The sequence below is a fragment of the Halanaerobium sehlinense genome (assembly GCF_055379485.1).
The window spans coordinates 122,280-139,009 of the sequence record NZ_AP042442.1 but is presented as its reverse complement, the minus strand read 5'-3'; the positions used below and the strand labels follow the sequence as shown (position 1 = coordinate 139,009).

The 16,730-nt window shown below is 34.3% G+C and carries 20 protein-coding genes and 1 other annotated feature; of the genes, 2 read left to right on the top strand and 18 right to left on the bottom strand.

Annotated features, from left to right (window positions below):
• Positions 1–256: 256 nt before the first annotated feature.
• The 4 genes from pheA to ACZ446_RS00655 all read right to left on the bottom strand — a co-directional run bounded on the left by pheA (position 257) and on the right by ACZ446_RS00655 (position 3,940).
• Entirely contained in the window at positions 257–1,123 is an 867-nt protein-coding gene (gene pheA, locus ACZ446_RS00670) for a prephenate dehydratase (protein ID WP_464393244.1), read from the bottom strand.
• Between the two features lie 162 nt (positions 1,124–1,285).
• Positions 1,286–1,534: a binding site (T-box leader), on the bottom strand.
• Between the two features lie 115 nt (positions 1,535–1,649).
• Positions 1,650–3,137 (bottom strand): sodium:solute symporter family protein, encoded by a 1,488-nt coding sequence (locus tag ACZ446_RS00665; RefSeq protein WP_464393243.1) that lies wholly within the window; start codon positions 3,135–3,137, stop codon positions 1,650–1,652.
• Entirely contained in the window at positions 3,137–3,337 is a 201-nt protein-coding gene (locus tag ACZ446_RS00660) for a hypothetical protein (RefSeq protein WP_464393242.1), read from the bottom strand. Before ACZ446_RS00660 ends, ACZ446_RS00665 begins: the two co-directional genes overlap by 1 nt.
• Before the next feature lie 45 nt (positions 3,338–3,382).
• Positions 3,383–3,940, bottom strand: a complete 558-nt coding sequence (locus ACZ446_RS00655; RefSeq protein WP_464393241.1) for a 3H domain-containing protein — start codon at positions 3,938–3,940, stop codon at positions 3,383–3,385.
• Positions 3,941–4,053: 113 nt separating this feature from the next.
• Here ACZ446_RS00655 and ACZ446_RS00650 point away from each other — a divergent pair, with 113 nt between their 5' ends.
• Positions 4,054–4,497: an OsmC family protein gene (locus ACZ446_RS00650; protein WP_464393240.1), complete on the top strand. Its 444-nt coding sequence runs from the start codon at positions 4,054–4,056 to the stop codon at positions 4,495–4,497.
• Positions 4,498–4,546: 49 nt separating this feature from the next.
• Here ACZ446_RS00650 and ACZ446_RS00645 read toward each other — a convergent pair whose 3' ends face one another.
• Together ACZ446_RS00645 and ACZ446_RS00640 are read right to left on the bottom strand one after the other, a co-directional pair.
• Positions 4,547–4,975 carry a hypothetical protein gene (locus ACZ446_RS00645; RefSeq protein WP_464393239.1) on the bottom strand — a complete coding sequence of 143 codons (429 nt, stop codon included), beginning with the start codon at positions 4,973–4,975 and terminating at the stop codon, positions 4,547–4,549.
• Between the two features lie 14 nt (positions 4,976–4,989).
• The gene (locus tag ACZ446_RS00640; RefSeq protein WP_464393238.1) at positions 4,990–5,625 is read right to left on the bottom strand and encodes a class I SAM-dependent methyltransferase; all 636 of its coding nucleotides are present in this window, start codon (positions 5,623–5,625) and stop codon (positions 4,990–4,992) included.
• Positions 5,626–5,839: 214 nt separating this feature from the next.
• Here ACZ446_RS00640 and rpsD point away from each other — a divergent pair, with 214 nt between their 5' ends.
• Entirely contained in the window at positions 5,840–6,436 is a 597-nt protein-coding gene (gene rpsD, locus ACZ446_RS00635; protein WP_464393237.1) for a 30S ribosomal protein S4, read from the top strand.
• 120 nt (positions 6,437–6,556) lie between these two features.
• On the opposite strand, the gene rlmH is transcribed toward rpsD, so the two are convergent.
• The 12 genes from rlmH to trxB all read right to left on the bottom strand — a co-directional run bounded on the left by rlmH (position 6,557) and on the right by trxB (position 16,629).
• A complete protein-coding gene (rlmH, locus tag ACZ446_RS00630; RefSeq protein ID WP_464393236.1) occupies positions 6,557–7,036 on the bottom strand; it encodes a 23S rRNA (pseudouridine(1915)-N(3))-methyltransferase RlmH in 480 nt (159 codons plus the stop codon).
• A gap of 2 nt (positions 7,037–7,038) precedes the next feature.
• Positions 7,039–7,869 carry an MBL fold metallo-hydrolase gene (locus ACZ446_RS00625; protein WP_464393235.1) on the bottom strand — a complete coding sequence of 277 codons (831 nt, stop codon included), beginning with the start codon at positions 7,867–7,869 and terminating at the stop codon, positions 7,039–7,041.
• Positions 7,862–8,518: a redox-sensing transcriptional repressor Rex gene (locus ACZ446_RS00620; RefSeq protein WP_464393234.1), complete on the bottom strand. Its 657-nt coding sequence runs from the start codon at positions 8,516–8,518 to the stop codon at positions 7,862–7,864. Before ACZ446_RS00620 ends, ACZ446_RS00625 begins: the two co-directional genes overlap by 8 nt.
• 24 nt (positions 8,519–8,542) lie before the next feature.
• Complete coding sequence (gene metG, locus ACZ446_RS00615; RefSeq protein ID WP_464394359.1) at positions 8,543–10,507, bottom strand: methionine--tRNA ligase; 1,965 nt, start codon at positions 10,505–10,507, stop codon at positions 8,543–8,545.
• Between the two features lie 24 nt (positions 10,508–10,531).
• Positions 10,532–11,401 carry a 16S rRNA (cytidine(1402)-2'-O)-methyltransferase gene (gene rsmI, locus ACZ446_RS00610; protein WP_464393233.1) on the bottom strand — a complete coding sequence of 290 codons (870 nt, stop codon included), beginning with the start codon at positions 11,399–11,401 and terminating at the stop codon, positions 10,532–10,534.
• A gap of 63 nt (positions 11,402–11,464) precedes the next feature.
• The gene (locus ACZ446_RS00605; protein ID WP_464393232.1) at positions 11,465–12,187 is read right to left on the bottom strand and encodes a tRNA1(Val) (adenine(37)-N6)-methyltransferase; all 723 of its coding nucleotides are present in this window, start codon (positions 12,185–12,187) and stop codon (positions 11,465–11,467) included.
• Between the two features lie 3 nt (positions 12,188–12,190).
• Positions 12,191–12,517, bottom strand: coding sequence for an initiation-control protein YabA (locus ACZ446_RS00600; RefSeq protein ID WP_464393231.1), 327 nt, complete (start codon positions 12,515–12,517; stop codon positions 12,191–12,193).
• A 20-nt stretch (positions 12,518–12,537) separates the two neighbouring features.
• Positions 12,538–13,344 (bottom strand): PSP1 domain-containing protein, encoded by an 807-nt coding sequence (locus ACZ446_RS00595; RefSeq protein ID WP_464393230.1) that lies wholly within the window; start codon positions 13,342–13,344, stop codon positions 12,538–12,540.
• Positions 13,345–13,365: 21 nt separating this feature from the next.
• Positions 13,366–14,355 (bottom strand): DNA polymerase III subunit delta', encoded by a 990-nt coding sequence (gene holB / locus ACZ446_RS00590; RefSeq protein WP_464393229.1) that lies wholly within the window; start codon positions 14,353–14,355, stop codon positions 13,366–13,368.
• A gap of 18 nt (positions 14,356–14,373) precedes the next feature.
• Entirely contained in the window at positions 14,374–14,733 is a 360-nt protein-coding gene (locus ACZ446_RS00585; RefSeq protein ID WP_464393228.1) for a cyclic-di-AMP receptor, read from the bottom strand.
• Complete coding sequence (gene tmk, locus ACZ446_RS00580; RefSeq protein ID WP_464393227.1) at positions 14,733–15,359, bottom strand: dTMP kinase; 627 nt, start codon at positions 15,357–15,359, stop codon at positions 14,733–14,735. The genes ACZ446_RS00585 and tmk overlap by 1 nt, the downstream gene beginning before the upstream one ends.
• Before the next feature lie 217 nt (positions 15,360–15,576).
• Positions 15,577–16,629 (bottom strand): thioredoxin-disulfide reductase, encoded by a 1,053-nt coding sequence (gene trxB, locus ACZ446_RS00575; protein WP_464393226.1) that lies wholly within the window; start codon positions 16,627–16,629, stop codon positions 15,577–15,579.
• Between the last annotated feature and the right edge of the window lie 101 nt (positions 16,630–16,730).

Sequence of the window (16,730 nt, the reverse complement as noted above, 5' to 3'; positions counted from 1 at the left end):
ATAAAATAACAGATTATCTCTACTGGAAGCCAACACTTCCGCACCGGATAACGACGGTCGACGGCCTTTAAGCTTACTCGTTTAACTTTCAGCTGGCAACTCAAGAGGTGTATTTCAGCTTATTGCTTACTAGGTCCTCTTTCAAAGTTTTTAAAGTGAATTTATTTATTTAATGAGTATTATAGCAGGCAATTTTAGTTCTGTCAAATAAAAAAACTGCTTTTTCGCCCAAATATTCAATTTTAAAAATACATGATTATTCTATTATTGTTTTAGGATATGAACCTAAAATTCTAAAATATGATGACATTTTTTTCACTTTCATTAAAGCCAATTTTAACTGCTCATCACTGACACAGCCTTTTAAATCAATATAAAAAATATATTCTCCCAAACGCTGACGGCTTGGCCGTGACTCAATTCTTGTCAAATCAATATCTGCCTCAGCAAATTTTCCAAGCATTCGATAGAGAACCCCGGCTTCATTGACTTCAGGTGCACAAATAATTGATGTTTTGAAATCACTTTCTGCCAGTTCTCCTAAGTGATTATTTTCGGAAAAATCCTTATCATTTTTTGCTGCCAAAACAAATCTGGTAGAATTCGGGAGATCCCCCTGCAGGTTTTCCCCAATGACTTCCAAATCATAAATGTCTGCCAGCCTAATTGAACCAACTGCAGCTCTGTTTTTTTCTTTTACCGCTTTTTTTGCTGCTGCTGCAGTGCTTTCTGTATAAATAATTTTAGCGTTCTTAAATTTTTTAGCTAAATAATCACCAGACTGAGCGATTGCCTGAGGGTGGCTGTAAATTTCATCAATTTCACCTTCTGCAGCTCCTCTTTGAACTAATAAATAATGGGAAATCGGTAGAATTATTTCTCGATAAAGCTTCAATTCTGAATGCTGATATAAGAGATCCAGACTTAAATTCACCGATCCTTCTAATGAATTTTCCAGGGGCAGTAAACCCAGATCAACTTGGTCACTATTTACTGCTTCTACAATATCCCTAATCGAAGCAAAGGGACTCGTCTCTCCTCCATACTTCTGGCAATAATTTGAAATTGCCTGTTCACTAAAGGTCCCAGGAGGGCCTAAATATCCATACTCTAAAATACTCATCTACTCACTCCTTTAATTTGTTGTTATTCATTTTGACACCTTTTAAAACAACTATCATGAAGAAAAAATATTTTTAAGAATTTTTTAGACAAATTATTACAAAAACTGACAGGTTCACGGTGCATGTACGTATCTTTAAAATCAAAAAACCCCCGTTCTAATTAAAGAACGAGGGTTGTTATTCTCGTGGTACCAATCTTTTTGGCTAAAAAGCCCACTCAGCAATTACAGGAATTAATTTAACTCCGATAATCTGTCTGGATAACGGTAGACATCCGGTTCAAGCTTACTTTTTAGTTCAGCTGACAACTCACAGGGGAACTTCATTAAAATAGTTATCGGCAGGCTCTCACTAACCCCGCTTCGCTGAGATAAATATTTCTAATTACTTTCCCTGATCAATGTTTTTATTATTTTATATTTTAATTATAACTTGATTTTTTATAATTCTATCTTATAAAAGATCTTTTGTCAAGCTTAATTTTTTCAAAACTCATAATAAAGTACAGCATTTTAAAAATAATATTTAAATTATGTTTCTCTCTTTACATTCTTGATTTATATAATCTATAAATTGATCAGCCTTTGCTCGAGGTGCCTCTGTCAGTAAGCTGCCAATCACAAAAACTGCTGTAGAAATGATAAGAGTCCAAATTCCAGCTCCATAACCGTAAGGTGACAAGGAGCTAAATTGAAGGTATAAAGCAGTTATTGATCCAACTATGATACTTGCCAGAGAGCCAAAAGCTGTTGCTTTTTTCCAGAAAAAAGCGCCAAAAATTGAAGGAACTACAACTAAAAGGCCAATTGATGCTGCTACTGATAAAGCTGCAATTAAGTCTAACTCCTGAATAGCAAAGAAAAAACCAAGCAATGCTATAAATAAAATTGCTATTTTGGCAGTCAGCAGCTGTCTTAAATTCTGTTCCTGTTCCAGATTATCTTCAACATTTTTAAATAAATCCCTGACTACTAATGAAGATAGGGTCAGCATTATCGAATCAATTGTTGAAATAGCTGCAGCTGTTATTCCAATCATAGCTACTAATGCTAAAATTGTTGGCACATATTGAGAGGCTAAAAGTTCTGGAGTCGCCAGATCAGCATTCTCCAGCCCTGGAATTAAGAGCCGTGCTGAAAAACCCCAAATAACAGAAACAATTGTATAAATAAAACCAAAAACCAAAAAACCTTTAACCATAGTTTGCATAGCTTTTAAATCTCGAGGAATAAATAAGCGTTGACTTACTTGTGGATTAGAAATAGAAAAGAAAAACCAGGGCAAACTCAAGCCTAAAAAAGTTTTGAAATTAAAAAAACCAGGTCCTGGAACTGTAAGTACATCACCTTCAATAGCATTTAGCGAAATAAAAAATTCTCTGAAACCACCTAAATGCTGGTAAACAACATAAAATAAAATTATAATACTGACCACTATCATAATTAAAGACTGCAGAGCATCTGTCCAGGTTACTGATTTCATACCCGCAATCAAAGCCCAGGCAATTGCCAGCACAACCGCAATTGCTACTCCGAAAATAAATGGAATTTCACCACCTGAGAGTCCATTCAGGAGATAACCAACTCCCATTAATTGGACTGCGAGGTAGGGAATTAAAAATATGCAGGCTGATAGTGAAGCTGCAAAAGCAATCCATTGATTTTGATAACGATCTCCCAACATTTCGTAAGGGGAAACATAATTATTCTTTTTTCCAATCAACCAAAATCTGGGACCGAAAAACGCCACTAAAGAAAGCCCTGATAAATAGATAAGTTCAAAGCCAAGTGCCCCAACTCCACCAGAATATGTGAAACCTGCTAAACCAATCATCATAAAAGCACTATAAGTTGTCGCGCTATAGGAAAGAGCAGCAACAAAACCTCCTGTGTTTCTACCACTTAAAAAATATTCTACAACTCCTTCATTCATCTCTTTTCTTGCCATCAGAGCAACTATTGAAGCAATTAGTATGTATAAAAAGACTGCTGAATATAAGTAGATTGCTGGCATTAATTATTCCTCCAATAACTCGTAATCTTAATTGTCAAAAATATAACGCATAAAGCAAAAATCATCCAAAATAAAAATGCTGCCCGGAAAAGATTAATATTATTCATCAGTGTATAGGGCACAACAAACGCTAAGGTTACTAAAATAGTAATTAATATAGTATATATCCACCGTAATTTTTTTAACTGATCTTGATCCATCTTTTAACCTCCAAGTGCATAAGTTACTTTTAATATTTTTTAATATTAAGCTTCCAGCAAATAACCCTTTTCTTCTAACTCTTTTTTTATTTTTTCTAAAACCTGTGTATTTACAGCTTCAATTGTATGCAGATGAACACCATCAGTTAGTTTGGAAAGTAATGATGCCTCATTTTTCCTGTAATTTTTTATGAAATTATCAACATCTTCAACACTACTGATCATCAAATTACCACTCAACTCACCATAAATGGGATGTTCTACCTTAACATCAATAACTCTACCGCCAAAATTAACTACTGTTAAAAGTTCATCTCTAAGTTCAATCCCATCACCATGTGCACAGGCGATAGATGTTTGTACAGTTGACATTCTAGTGTTATCCTCATAAAAATATCCCTGTGATGTTGCAATTATTTTTTCTCCTCTGGCCCGCAAAAGAGCTATATCCTGAACAATCACCTGACGGCTAACTCCAAAGTCTTCTGCTAATTGTGATCCAATAACTGCCCGCTGAGAGTTCTTCAATTTCTGCAGCAGCTCACTTCTTCTAACTTCAGTCTTAATTTTTATCACCTCTTTTATTAAGTCACTTCTGCTCATTATTTTATCATCTGTCTTGTCAGCTGTAAAGACATTAATTATTTTTTTTTAGGCAGGAATCGTGAATCAAATATAGAATTAATTAGTTAGAGATTACAAAAATTTTATGGAAGGTGATTACAATTATAGCAAAGTATAATGTTGAAGCAGAAAGTAAAAATACCACTAAAACAGTAGTTGAAACAGCTGGAGGCTTGAAAATAACCATTGATGAGCCGGAAAGACTCGGTGGTGGAGGTGAAGGGCCTAATCCAGTCGAATATGTTTTAGCTTCTTTGGCTGGATGTCTAAATATCGTCGGCCATTTAGTAGCTGGAGAAATGAATTTTAAGTTAGATGAATTAAAGTTTAATCTTAGCGGTAAGCTTGATCCGGCTAAGTTTAGAGGTAAATCTGAAACTAAAAGAGCTGGCTACAAGGAAATAGAGGTAAAAGTTGATGCTAAAGCAGATGTCAGCCAGGATGTTTTAGATGAATGGTTAAAAAAAGTAGAAAGCAGATGTCCTGTTAGTGATAATCTTGCACATCAAACACCAATTTCAATTAAAATGGATTAATTATAAAAATCCCTGTAGAAATAAAATTTCCGCAGGGATTTTATTATATTTAGTTTTCATCATCAGTTGGAATCAATAATCTGCCGCCACCTATGTAGCTCTTATTTGGAAAAACCACCCTTACCTGGTAAGGAAAGTTTTCTCCACTCATTGTATCCTGGTAGGTTTTTTTCATAATAATTACCTGAAATTGAACAGCATCATTTTCAACATAATAAATCTTGTCTTCATCTGCTGGTCCAACCCATAAATCATCAACCGGTGCTTTTATCTCTAAATTACCATAATCATTCACAAATCTAATTCTTTTATCATCCATTACTTCAACCAACCAGCCAGGTTCATTACCAACTGCTCGAAAATGAACACCTTCCGTCCTTGCCTTTTCCCAAACATCAACTTCTTCAGCACTTACGCCTGCTGTCAAAATAAAAACTACTGTTAAAAATACAGCCAAAGATACTACAACTTTTTTCAAAAGTCTCTCCTCCTCTAAGCTTTAAAAAGTATATATTTTTCAAAATCAGTATGAACTATTTCCAGATTAAAACTTGAAGCAATTTCATTAAAAGTAATTTCGTTATAGAAAACAATATGGGTAGGATCCCATTTATACCACCAATCATCAAAGTTTTCGGGTCCCTGATGGAAAGAAGTCATTACTGCTAGATAAGAACCTTTTTTTAAGTGTGAGGTTAATAATTCCATCTCTTTAATGGGATCGGAAAAATGCTCAAAAACTTCAGTAGAAGTGATTAAATCATATTTTTTATTTTTGAAAATTTTTTTCGGAAAAAAATAGGGATCATACTGATCAACTTCAAAGTTTTTATCCCTTAAAAGGTCTGCCAAAACTGGACCAGGTCCACAGCCAAAATCTAAAACATCATTTACTGCTTCGAAATCTATATTTGGCTCCAGTAAATCCTCTATAAATTCCTTAAACATTTTAACATAACCTTCATTTTGATGGTTATTATCATGACCCTGATATCGTTCTTTTTCTGCATCAGGATCAACGATTTCTGTAGAATCAATAAAAATCGCTTCACAATTATTACAAAAATAATAATTATTGTCAGTCTCTATTTTCTCTAAATCATCACTGCCGCAAATTTTACAGTTCAAAATTCCACTCCTCATATCTTAATATTATTACTCTAAATTATATTATATTATATTCTTCTCTACTTTGTAAACGAATTTAACTAAAATTATTAAAGTATTGTAGTTTTATCAAGAAATTGTTAAACAAGAACTATCAATAAGTATATTATCTTGATAAGATGACTATGGATTAATAACCGCGGCTAATAGTTATTAATAAGGAGGAACTTTTAAATTGGCCAGAAAACGAGGTCCAAGATTTAAAGAATCAAGACGGTTGGGTGTTAATATTTATGGACATCCAAAGGCAATGAAAAGAGCAGATGGAAGTTTTAATCGAGCAAATAAAAAATTATCAAATTATGGACAACAGCTACTTGAAAAACAGCGTTTACGTGCTTATTACGGCTTAATGGAAAAAAAATTTAGTCGATATGTAAAAAATGCTGCCAAAGAAGATGGTGTAACTGGTGATAATTTGATTAAAAGCTTAGAAAAAAGGCTTGATAACTTAGTCTATCGAGCTGGTTTTGCCCGTTCAATACGACAGGCCAGGCAGATGGTGGTTCACGGACATATTTTAGTCAATGGAAAAAAAATAGATATTCCATCTTATCAGCTCAAAATTGGTGATCAGATTACACTAAGAGATAAATATAGAAAAAATAATTTATTCAGAGAAAATTTCTTAGATCGACATCTAACTCCAATCAGCTATCTAGAAAGAGATTTCGACAATTTTGAATCAAAACTAGTTTCAGAAATTGAAATTGAAGAAATTCCAATTGAAATTAATGATCAGCTGGTAATAGAATTCTATTCTAGAAAATAAATAATTAAAGGTGCCGGAAGCTCTTCAAATTTTTGAGAGTTATCAGGCACCTTTTTTCATTATAGTTAAATTTTTATTATAAATTGGGAAAAATTGGTCTCGCAAACGGAAGGTGCACAGTTATAAATGGTATGGCTCATTATTATTAATTTTGAAAGCTCTATAAATCTGCTCTAATAATATTAAACGAATCATCTGGTGGGTAAATGTCATATGTGATAAAGAAAATCTATAATCAGCAGCATCCAATACAAAATCACTTAAACCAGTTGCTCCACCAATAATAAAAGAAAATGAACTATAACCTCTAACCTGCAAATTATTAAGAGATTTAGCAAAACCAATAGAAGTCATGGGCTTACCTTTTATATCAAGTGCAAAAACATAACTTCTTTCAGGTATATTTTTAATAATTCTCTCACCCTCTAAAGCCTGCAGTGCTTCTATATCTTTCTGAGAAGGGTTTTTAGGAACAGTTTCATCCTTCAGTTCAATAATATTTAATTTACAGTAGCGGCTTAAGCGTTTCTTAAATTCCTGAATGCCGGGTTCTAAAAATGAAGATTTTAGGCTGCCAACTGTTATAATATTTATATCCATAATTAAAATAATTCCTTTTTCTTTGCCTTTTGATCAATTCTAAAAAGTGGTGTTGTTTTAGATTGAGCAGCACATCCCATTCTTAAATCTTCTCCAACTTTAAACCCTGCTTCTTTAAGTGCATTATTAACTGTTATATAAGCAACTTTAGGGTTATTGTTCTCTTCACTTAAATGAGCTAAAACAACTGTTGGAAAATTATCTTTAATTAATTCAGGCAGTAAAGCAGCAGTAGCGTCATTTGATAAATGACCTTCCTGCCCTTTTATTCTGTTTTTTAAAAAATAAGGATATTTACCGGTCATCAGCATTTCTAAATCATGATTTGACTCAAGTACAAAAAAATCTGCTCCTTTGATCTTTGCGATCATTTTTTGATCCATGATTCCTGTATCTGTAGCTAATACAATCTTTTTACTGCCTGCATAACAGACATAACCGACCGGCTGAGCGGCATCATGTGATACTGCATATGGTGAGAAATTTAAGTCTCCAACTATAAAATCTCCAGTAAAGACTCTGCGATTTTCAGCTTTTATTTTACCCAGCTCAGATTCAGCTGCAGCCCAGGTTCCATCATTTGCATAAATAGGAATATCATAGCGGCGGGAGAGGATTCCTATTCCTTTAATATGGTCTTTATGTTCATGTGTAATCAAGAGAGCATTTAAATCTTCCGCCTGCAAATCAAGCGCCTCCATCCTCTGCTCTAAACCTTTTCCGCTTAAACCGGCATCAATTAAAACAGAATATTTTCCGGCTCGAATATAAGTAGAGTTACCTTTGCTGCCGCTGGATAAAACTGCTGTTTCAATCATCACTTTCTTATTCACCCTTTGCTTCCATTTCTTCCTGCCAGCTTAAATGATAAATTAATGAAACTATACCAACTGCTAGATCTTCATTTTTAACTTCAATTTCATCCGGAACTCGAAGTCGAGTTGGGGCAAAATTCCAAATAGCTTTAATTCCAGACTCGATCATCTCATCAGCAACTGCTTGAGCTGCCTCAGTTGGAACTGCGATCACACCTAATTTAATATTATTTTCAGCTGTTATTTCAGCTATTTTATTAAAATCTTCTATTTTTCTTTCATTTATCACATTTCCAATCTTAGCTGGATCATTATCTAAAACATGAGTAATTTCAAAGCCCATCATAGAAAAACTTTTATAATTAACTAAAGCATGTCCCAGATTACCAGCTCCTACCAGTACTGCTGGCCACATCCTATCAACACCTAAAATTTTTCCAACTGATTTCTTTAACTCATTAACATTATATCCAACTCCACGACGTCCAAACTCTCCATAATAGGAAAGATCTTTCCGTACTTGAGTTGATGGAATATCAAGTTTTCCTCCCAAATCTTTAGATGAAACTACATCTACATCTTCAAAAGTATCCATCTTGTCAAGACATCTGTAATATAAAGGGAGCCTTTCAATTGTTGCTTTAGGTATATTCTCTCTATCTTTCACTGTTAATTCCCCCTGGTTAAATTTTTATTTTACCTGACTTCCATTTGCTATATCGTCCCCAACTGTCGATAAAACCATATTACCTTCTGGATCTGAAGCAGCCAAAATCATACCTTCTGATTTAACCCCAAAAATTGTTGCAGGTTCTAAATTAGCTACAATCAAAATTTTGCGTCCAATAACATCTTCAGCACTGAAGTGCTTGGCAATTCCTGCAACTAATTGTCTCTTTTCTATACCGATATCAACCTTTAATTTTAACAGTTTATTACTGCCTTCAATTTTTTCTGCTTCGATAATTTCAGCAACTCTAATATCAGTATCCATAAATTCTTCAAAAGTAATCCTATCCTTAATTTCTGCTAATTCCAAATTATTTTCCTCCTTATCATCAGTTTCTGCTGTAGACTCTTTTTTGCGAGCCTCAACCTTTTCAAAGTACTCTTCTAAATCTATTCTTGGAAACATAGGTTCTCCATTATAAACTTTAACACCTGTCTCTAAAGCACCCCATTTACTGTCATCCCAGCTGGCATTTTCTATTGCTTTCAGCTGTCCCAGCTGTTCTCCCATCTTATAAGGAGCCTCAGTTAAAAATGGTTTTAACATCACAGCTATTATCCTTAAAGATTCTAATAAATTATAAAGTACTGTCTTCAGCCTTTCTCTTTTATCTTCTTCTCTCGCTAAAATCCAGGGCGTTGTCTGATCAATGTATTTATTTGTCCTACGAACAAAATTCCATATTTTTTCTAAAGCAACAGTATATTTCAATTTTTCCATCTGAGCTTCAACCTCTATTTTTGTTTCAGCAGCCAGATTAATTAAATCCTGGTCAACTTCTTCTACAGTGGAAGGTTCAGGAATTTCACTATCAAAATATTGTTCAACCATGGAAACAGTTCTGTTCAATAGGTTACCCAGGTCATTTGCTAAATCAGAATTTATTCTTTGAATTAAAGCTTCTGTAGAATAAGTTCCATCTGTACCAAAAGCTACCTCACGCAAGAGATAATAACGAATAGCATCTTTGCCAAAATCATTAATTAAAACTACAGGATCAACAACATTCCCCTTTGATTTTGACATTTTTCCTGTATCACTTAAAAGCCATCCATGACCAAATACCTGGTCAGGAAGATCTAAATCTAAAGCCATCAAAATAATCGGCCAGATTACTGTGTGAAAACGAAGTATATCCTTTCCGACAAGATGTAGATCAGCTGGCCAGTAATGCTCAAAGTTTTCTGGATCAGTTTCATAACCAATCGCAGTGATATAGTTGCTTAAAGCATCAATCCAGACATAAATAACATGGTCTTCATCAATTGGAACCGGAATTCCCCAATCAAAGGTAGTTCTGGAGACGCTTAAGTCATCAAGTCCATTTTCAATGAAATTAATCATTTCATTACGGCGAGATTCTGGTTCAATAAATTCTGGATGACTTTTAATATGTTCTAAAAGCCGATCTGCATATTTACCCATTTTAAAGAAATAACTTTCTTCTTCAACCCACTCTACCGGACGGTGACAATCAGGACAAACTTTTTCCTCATTCTCTTCTTCTAATTGTCTTTCTGTCCAAAAAGATTCACAGGGGGTACAGTACCAACCCTCATAATTTCCCTTATAAATGTCACCTTTATCATAAAGTTTTTTAAATATTTTTTGCACTACTTTTTCGTGTCGTTCTTCAGTAGTTCTAATAAAATAATCATAGTCAATATCAAGCTTATCCCACAGATCTTTAAATGTTTCAACTATCTGATCTACATATTCTTTAGTTTCTTTACCGGCTTCCTGAGCCTTTCTTTCAATTTTCTGACCGTGTTCATCAGAACCAGTTAAAAACATTGTATCAAAACCACGCATTTTCTTATAGCGGGCTATTGTATCAGCAGCAACTGTTGTATAAGCATGCCCAATATGTAATTTGTCACTGGGGTAGTAAATTGGTGTTGTTACGTAATAAGTATCTCTGCTCAAAATAATCATCCTTTCCAAATTTGTTTATTCAAATTTATTTTTATCAACTGAAATGACAACCGCTTCCTTATAAACATCACTTTTAGGAAGATCACGCAATTCTGCAACCTTCTTGATTGCCTGTTTTTTTGTCATTCCACTTTCAATTAAAAGCTGAAGATGTTCTAAAATACTTAAATTTTCCCAACCTTCACTTTCTTCTTTGATTTCGCTTCTACCAGCAATAACTATTACTATTTCTCCTTTGATTTCCTGATTCTTCAATTCATTTTCTAGTTCTGCTGCAGTCCCATAATATTTCTGCTCGTGAATTTTAGTTATTTCACGGGCTACAACAGTTTCCCTTGCAGCTAATTCAGTACTAAAATCACTCAGATCTTTTAGTGTTTGCTTCAACCTGTAAGGGGACTCATAAAAAACTGTAGTATCTCTAGCTAAAGCTAATTCCTCCAAAAAAACCTGGCGTTTTTGGCCAGCACGGGGAATAAAACCCTTAAATGAAAAAGATGAAAGGTCCAAACCAGAAACTACTAATGCTGCTAAAAAAGCACTCGGTCCAGGAATTGGAACAACTTCAATTCCTGCAGTTATTGCTTGCTTAACTAGAATCTCTCCGGGATCAGAAACCCCAGGCATTCCAGCATCACTAACCAGTGCAACTTCACTGCCTGATTTTAAAAGATCAATTAACTCCTGGCTCCGCTGTTTTTCATTGTGCTCATGATAACTAATTAACTTTGTTTTGATAGAAAAATAATTTAAAAGTTTTTGGGTTCTGCGAGTATCTTCACAGGCAATCAGATCTACTTTTTTTAAAGTAGCCAGCAGCCTCTGACTTACATCATCTAGATTACCGATAGGGGTACCACATAAATAAAGATTTGCTGCTTGCAAAAAACAACCTCCAATCTCTGTCTATTAATTTGCTAAAATTTATATTAACAGCCATCTTTGCTGTTACTTTTGACCATATATTTCTTTTAATTCAGCTGTATATTCACTGCTGTTATCCTGATAAATTATAAGTACTGGTTTAACTCTAAGCCCGGGATTGGCCCCCTTTTTGGCCTTCAACAGAAAAATATCAGCCTCCTTGTCCCTTCGAGCCTGAACAAGACGCAATTCCTTTGCCTGACAATTATATTTGGCGAGAACCTCAATAACTTCTGTTAATCTTTCAGCTCGGTGAACAAGGAAAAAGTGACCTCCATATTTTAAAAGACGAGCAGCTTCTGCGGCTACATCTTCCAGCTCAGCATGAATTTCATGTCTTGCAATTGCAACAAAATCATTTTCCTTCATTTTTCCACCCTCTACGGGCAGATAAGGCGGGTTTGAAACAACGACATCAAAACTACCAGCCTTAAACTGTGGCTTAAGACTACAGAGGTCAGCATTAATAATTTTAATTTTATCTTCCAATTTATTAAATTTTACATTCCGCACTGCTAAATCAGCGGCTTCCGACTGAATCTCAACTCCAGTTACCTCTACATTCGTATTTTTATATGCTAAAAGCAGTGGAATTACACCACTGCCTGTACCAAGATCAATTACTTTATCTCCGTTTCGGAGTTCAACAAAATTTGCTAAAAGTACAGAATCAGTTCCAAATTTAAAGAATCTATCGTCCTGTATAATTTCAAGCTCATCTTCTATTAAATAATGAATCTCTTCCATCACTTATTTCTCCTTACCCTGATTTTCCAGCAGATTTAAACAGAAAAGACAATCCCCTTTTCTTTTTTCACCAAAACTTAAAGGACACACATGATAGCCTTCATCATAAATATGAATTAAATTACTGTAACCCTCTTTTTCAACTACAGTTTCCTCTGCTTCTTCCTGATCCTTAAAAAGAAGAGACCTTAACTCCTCATTCTCTCGCTGAAGTTCTTCATTTTCCTTATAAAGCTGATAGGTAATATCTTTAAGCTTATGAAATCGAAGGGAAAGGGCCTCTATTTGTTCCTGAAAATGGGCAAGGCTGCTCAATATTTCCTGATCCATTAATTTTCCTTCCTTTCCAATCAATTTAAATCATATTCATCTAAGTCATCTACATTTACTTCTAAATTCTCTTCTGTTCCAATATCAACTTCTACTGTATGTTTAACAAGATTCCTGTCTACAACTTTTCCTTTACCCATCTCTAAATTTATTTTTTCGCCTACATTTGGCATTAACTTTTTCAAACTCTTATAAGTTTGAGACTCATACTGCAGACAGCACATTAAGCGTCCACAGAGTCCTGATATTTTGGAAGGATTAAGTGAAAGGTCCTGTTTTTTGGCCATTTTGATTGAGATTGGTTGAAAATCTCTCAAAAAAGTGGCACAACAAACTGGTAATCCACAGGGCCCCAGGCCACCAAGCATTTTGGCCTCATCTCTGACTCCAATCTGCCTTAATTCAATTCTAGTCTTAAATACCGATGCCAAATCTTTAACTAGTTCTCTAAAGTCAACTCTACCATCTGCTGTAAAGTAAAATATAATTTTATTGTGATCAAATGTATACTCTACATCTATCAACTTCATTGGCAGATTGTGCTTATCAATTTTCTTTAAACAAATATCATAAGCTTCTTCTTCTAATTCTAGATTTTTTTCATGTTTATCTCTATCTTTTAAAGTTGCCTTTCTAATTACATCTTTTAAAGGAGCAACAATTTCATCATCTGATATTTCCTTTTTACCAACAACTACTTCGGCATATTCTATGCCCCGGGCAGTTTCTACTATTACATAATCTCCAGTTTTTATTTCGAGTTCACCAGGATCAAAATAATAAATTTTTCCGGCCTTTTTAAAACTTACTCCAACTACCGTATTCATTAAAATATACACCTCATTTATCTATTCTTGATCAGGCTGGCGCAGTTTAAAAAACAAGACTTCTAAACTAAGTTCCTCACGTATATTTCGTTCTATATATTCTTCACTCTCAGATATTAGCTCTAAACTCTGAATAATATTCTGCAGACTTAATTCCTCTGCCAAAATTGTCAACTCTTCTAAATAGTCTTTATTTATCACTGCATCCAGATAATCCTGTTTAATCAACATTATATCGCGATACCAGTCTGATAGCAAATTAAAACAGGGAAAATCGCTTTTAAGCAGTGAGACCAATTTTTCTGTTATTTTAAAAATTTCTATAGTATTTTTAGCTTTAATATCTTTTAAAAAATCATAAATTTGCTGGCGCTGCTCAAAATAATCCTCTATTTCGACAATATCCAGAGCTCTCCCTGGACTTCCAGCCGCTGTTTTACTAATAATAGCTGCCTGTTCTGGATTTAACCCTTCAGCTAAAAGTAATTCTTTAATTTTTTCCTGTCTAACACTACTTAATTTAATTTGTTGACAGCGTGATACAATTGTTGGCAATAATTTGCCGCTATCTTCTGTTAGTAAAATGAGTGTAACAAAAACTGGTGGTTCTTCTAAAGTTTTTAAAAGCGAATTAGCCGCCTGCTTAGTCATTTTTTCTGCAGGCTCAATAATGTATATTTTATGATCACTATCATAGGGTTTATAAGCTATTTCTTTTTTTAGTTCTCTAATCTGATCAATTGAAATAGCAGTTTTACCCTCAAGCACAGAAATTATTTTAAAATCAGGATGATTCTGGTGGTCCATTTTTCTGCAGTTAAGACAACTGCCGCAGCTGTCATCTTCAGACTCTTCGCAAAAACTGGCCTTAGCAAACTCAAAAGCCAGTTTTGTTTTACCACTGCCTTTTTTTGCAGAAAAGAGGTAGGCATGGCTGATTCGATCTTTTTCTATTTCATCCTGTAGGATTTCCACAGCTTCTTCTTGACCAATAACTGAGTCAAAACTCATTTAAAAACTCCTTTTAATTTACATTTTAATAAATTGTTCTACATCAATAATAAATACAGTTGCTCCTCCAATTTTAATTTCCATTGGGAAAGAGTAATATCCTTCCAGTGAGTTAGCAACAGGTGACATTGGTGCCACAGTTTTTTTGCGTGCTTCACAGTTTTCTCTAATTATATTTAAAACTTCTTCTACATGACCTTCATCAGAGCCAATCATAAAAGTAGTATTTCCTTCCCTTAAAAAACCACCTGTAGAAGCCATTTTAGTTGCTTGAAAACCTGATGTTGTTAAGGCTTCCAGAAGATCAGACGCATCATGATCGTGGACAACAGCAATTACCATCTTAACTGTTTTTCCAGTTTTTGCTCTTTTTTCCATTAGAATAACCTCCTGCTAATTATATTTTCTATCTTTTTTTGGACATTTTCTATACTGTCACCAGCATTTACCAGAGCAAAACGTTCTGTTTCTGCCATTTTTAAATAAGCTTCTCTTACCCGCTGATGAAATTCATCCACTTCTCTTTCCAATCTATCACCTTCAGCATCAAAACTTTGAGCTCTCGCCCTATTTAAGCCATCTTTAATATCAATATCTAAAATAAATGTTAAATCCGGCCAGGTGGAATCAATTACCCAATCATTAATCTGATACACCATTTCATAATCCAGGCCGCGTCCAGCTGCCTGATAGGCTAAATTAGAATCTACAAATCTATCAGAAATAACTACTTTCCCTTTTTCTAAAGCTGGTTTTATCTTTTCTTTAACATGTTGAGCTCTGTCAGCAGCATATAGAAGAATTTCTGTTCGATAATCCATAGAATCATATTGAGGATCTAAAAGTAAGTTTCTAATCTTCTCACCCAATAGAGTTCCTCCCGGTTCTCTAGTAACCAAAACTTCATATCCCTTTTTTTGCAAATAACCTGCCAGCAGATTAATTTGTGTTGTTTTACCTGAACCCTCAATACCTTCGAACGTGATAAAAAAACCTTCTGCCAAAACTGTCAGCCCCTCTCAAACTTTGTTAAAATAATCTTATTTATATATTAATTATATAATAATCAATCTGCTAATGCAATAAAAGAAAAGCCGACTAAAACATCCTTGAACTACCACAAGAAGTGTTTTGTCGACTCTTAATTAACCCTTATTAAAAAGTGTTTTTTTAATCAAAAAATTAATCTAAAGCTAAAATTTAACCTGGAGCTGTGATAAATTAATCTAGATTAAGACTTAAACTTAAGCCGCCTTCATTCTTTTCCTGATCAGCTGATTCATCATCACTGCTATCTGTATTTTGATTTTTCATTTTAACTTCTTTTGCTGGAAAAGAATCCTCTTTTTCTTCAATATATTCAGAAGCCTCAATTGCAGCCTTAGCTCCTGAACCAGCAGCAATTACAACCTGTCTGTAGTCAGGATCCTGTACATCACCACAAGCAAAAACACCTTCAATATTAGTATGCTGTTTTTTGTCTGTTATTATATAGCCATAATCATCAAGTTCTATCTGGCCATTTAAACATTCTGTTCTTGGATGATGTCCGATAGCCACAAACAATCCATCTACATCAAGGTCACTCTCTTCATTTGTTTTATTATTGAAAATGCGAAGACCTTCTAATTTATTCTCGCCTTTGAGACTTTTAACTTCTGTATCCCAAAGAATCTCGATGTTTTCTTTAGCTTTGACTCGATCACCAAGGATTTTAGCCCCTCTAAATTTATCACGTCGATGCAGGATATATACTTTAGAGGCGAATTTGGCTAAAAATGTTGCCTCCCATAGTGCTGTATCTCCACCACCTACAATTGCAATTTCTTTATTTCTAAAGAAAGCAGCATCACAGGTTGCACAATAAGAAACACCATTACCGCGCAAACTGTCTTCTTTATCCAAACCTAAAGTTTTTGGTTCAGCTCCAGTGGCAATTATTATAGAATCTGCGATATATTCTCCAGCTTCTGTTTTTACAATGAACTTATCTCCTGAAAAATCAACTTTCTCAGCACTTTCGTATTCCAAACGTACACCAAAATTTTCAGCCTGTTCGGTCATTTTTTGTGTTAGCTCAAAACCACCAATCGGCTCTGGAAAACCAGGATAATTTTCTAATTCAGAGGTTGTTGTAATTTGCCCTCCAGGCTCTGGTCCATTTAAGACAAGTGGGGCTACTCCATTTCTAGCAGCATAAATTGAAGCAGATAACCCACCAGGTCCACCACCAATAATTATTAAATTCTCTTCCTGTCTATTTTTATCGCTCATTATTAATTCCCCCTGTTTAAAACTTTTATATAAATTAATATTAATTTAATCCGATTTATATCTTAACTTTCAAATATTATAGTATTACTATTCTTTACTTT

Bases quoted from the DNA above. Each gene is read 5' to 3' on its own strand.
- ACZ446_RS00660 (WP_464393242.1), bottom strand. From the start codon at position 3,337: ATGGATCAAGATCAGTTAAAAAAATTACGGTGGATATATACTATATTA.
- rlmH (WP_464393236.1), bottom strand. From the start codon at position 7,036: ATGGATATAAATATTATAACAGTTGGCAGCCTAAAATCTTCATTTTTA.
- ACZ446_RS00655 (WP_464393241.1), bottom strand. From the start codon at position 3,940: ATGAGCAGAAGTGACTTAATAAAAGAGGTGATAAAAATTAAGACTGAA.
- holB (WP_464393229.1), bottom strand. From the start codon at position 14,355: ATGAGTTTTGACTCAGTTATTGGTCAAGAAGAAGCTGTGGAAATCCTA.
- pheA (WP_464393244.1), bottom strand. From the start codon at position 1,123: ATGAGTATTTTAGAGTATGGATATTTAGGCCCTCCTGGGACCTTTAGT.
- ACZ446_RS00605 (WP_464393232.1), bottom strand. From the start codon at position 12,187: ATGGAAGAGATTCATTATTTAATAGAAGATGAGCTTGAAATTATACAG.
- ACZ446_RS00600 (WP_464393231.1), bottom strand. From the start codon at position 12,517: ATGGATCAGGAAATATTGAGCAGCCTTGCCCATTTTCAGGAACAAATA.
- ACZ446_RS00665 (WP_464393243.1), bottom strand. From the start codon at position 3,137: ATGCCAGCAATCTACTTATATTCAGCAGTCTTTTTATACATACTAATT.
- ACZ446_RS00595 (WP_464393230.1), bottom strand. From the start codon at position 13,344: ATGAATACGGTAGTTGGAGTAAGTTTTAAAAAGGCCGGAAAAATTTAT.
- trxB (WP_464393226.1), bottom strand. From the start codon at position 16,629: ATGAGCGATAAAAATAGACAGGAAGAGAATTTAATAATTATTGGTGGT.
- ACZ446_RS00585 (WP_464393228.1), bottom strand. From the start codon at position 14,733: ATGGAAAAAAGAGCAAAAACTGGAAAAACAGTTAAGATGGTAATTGCT.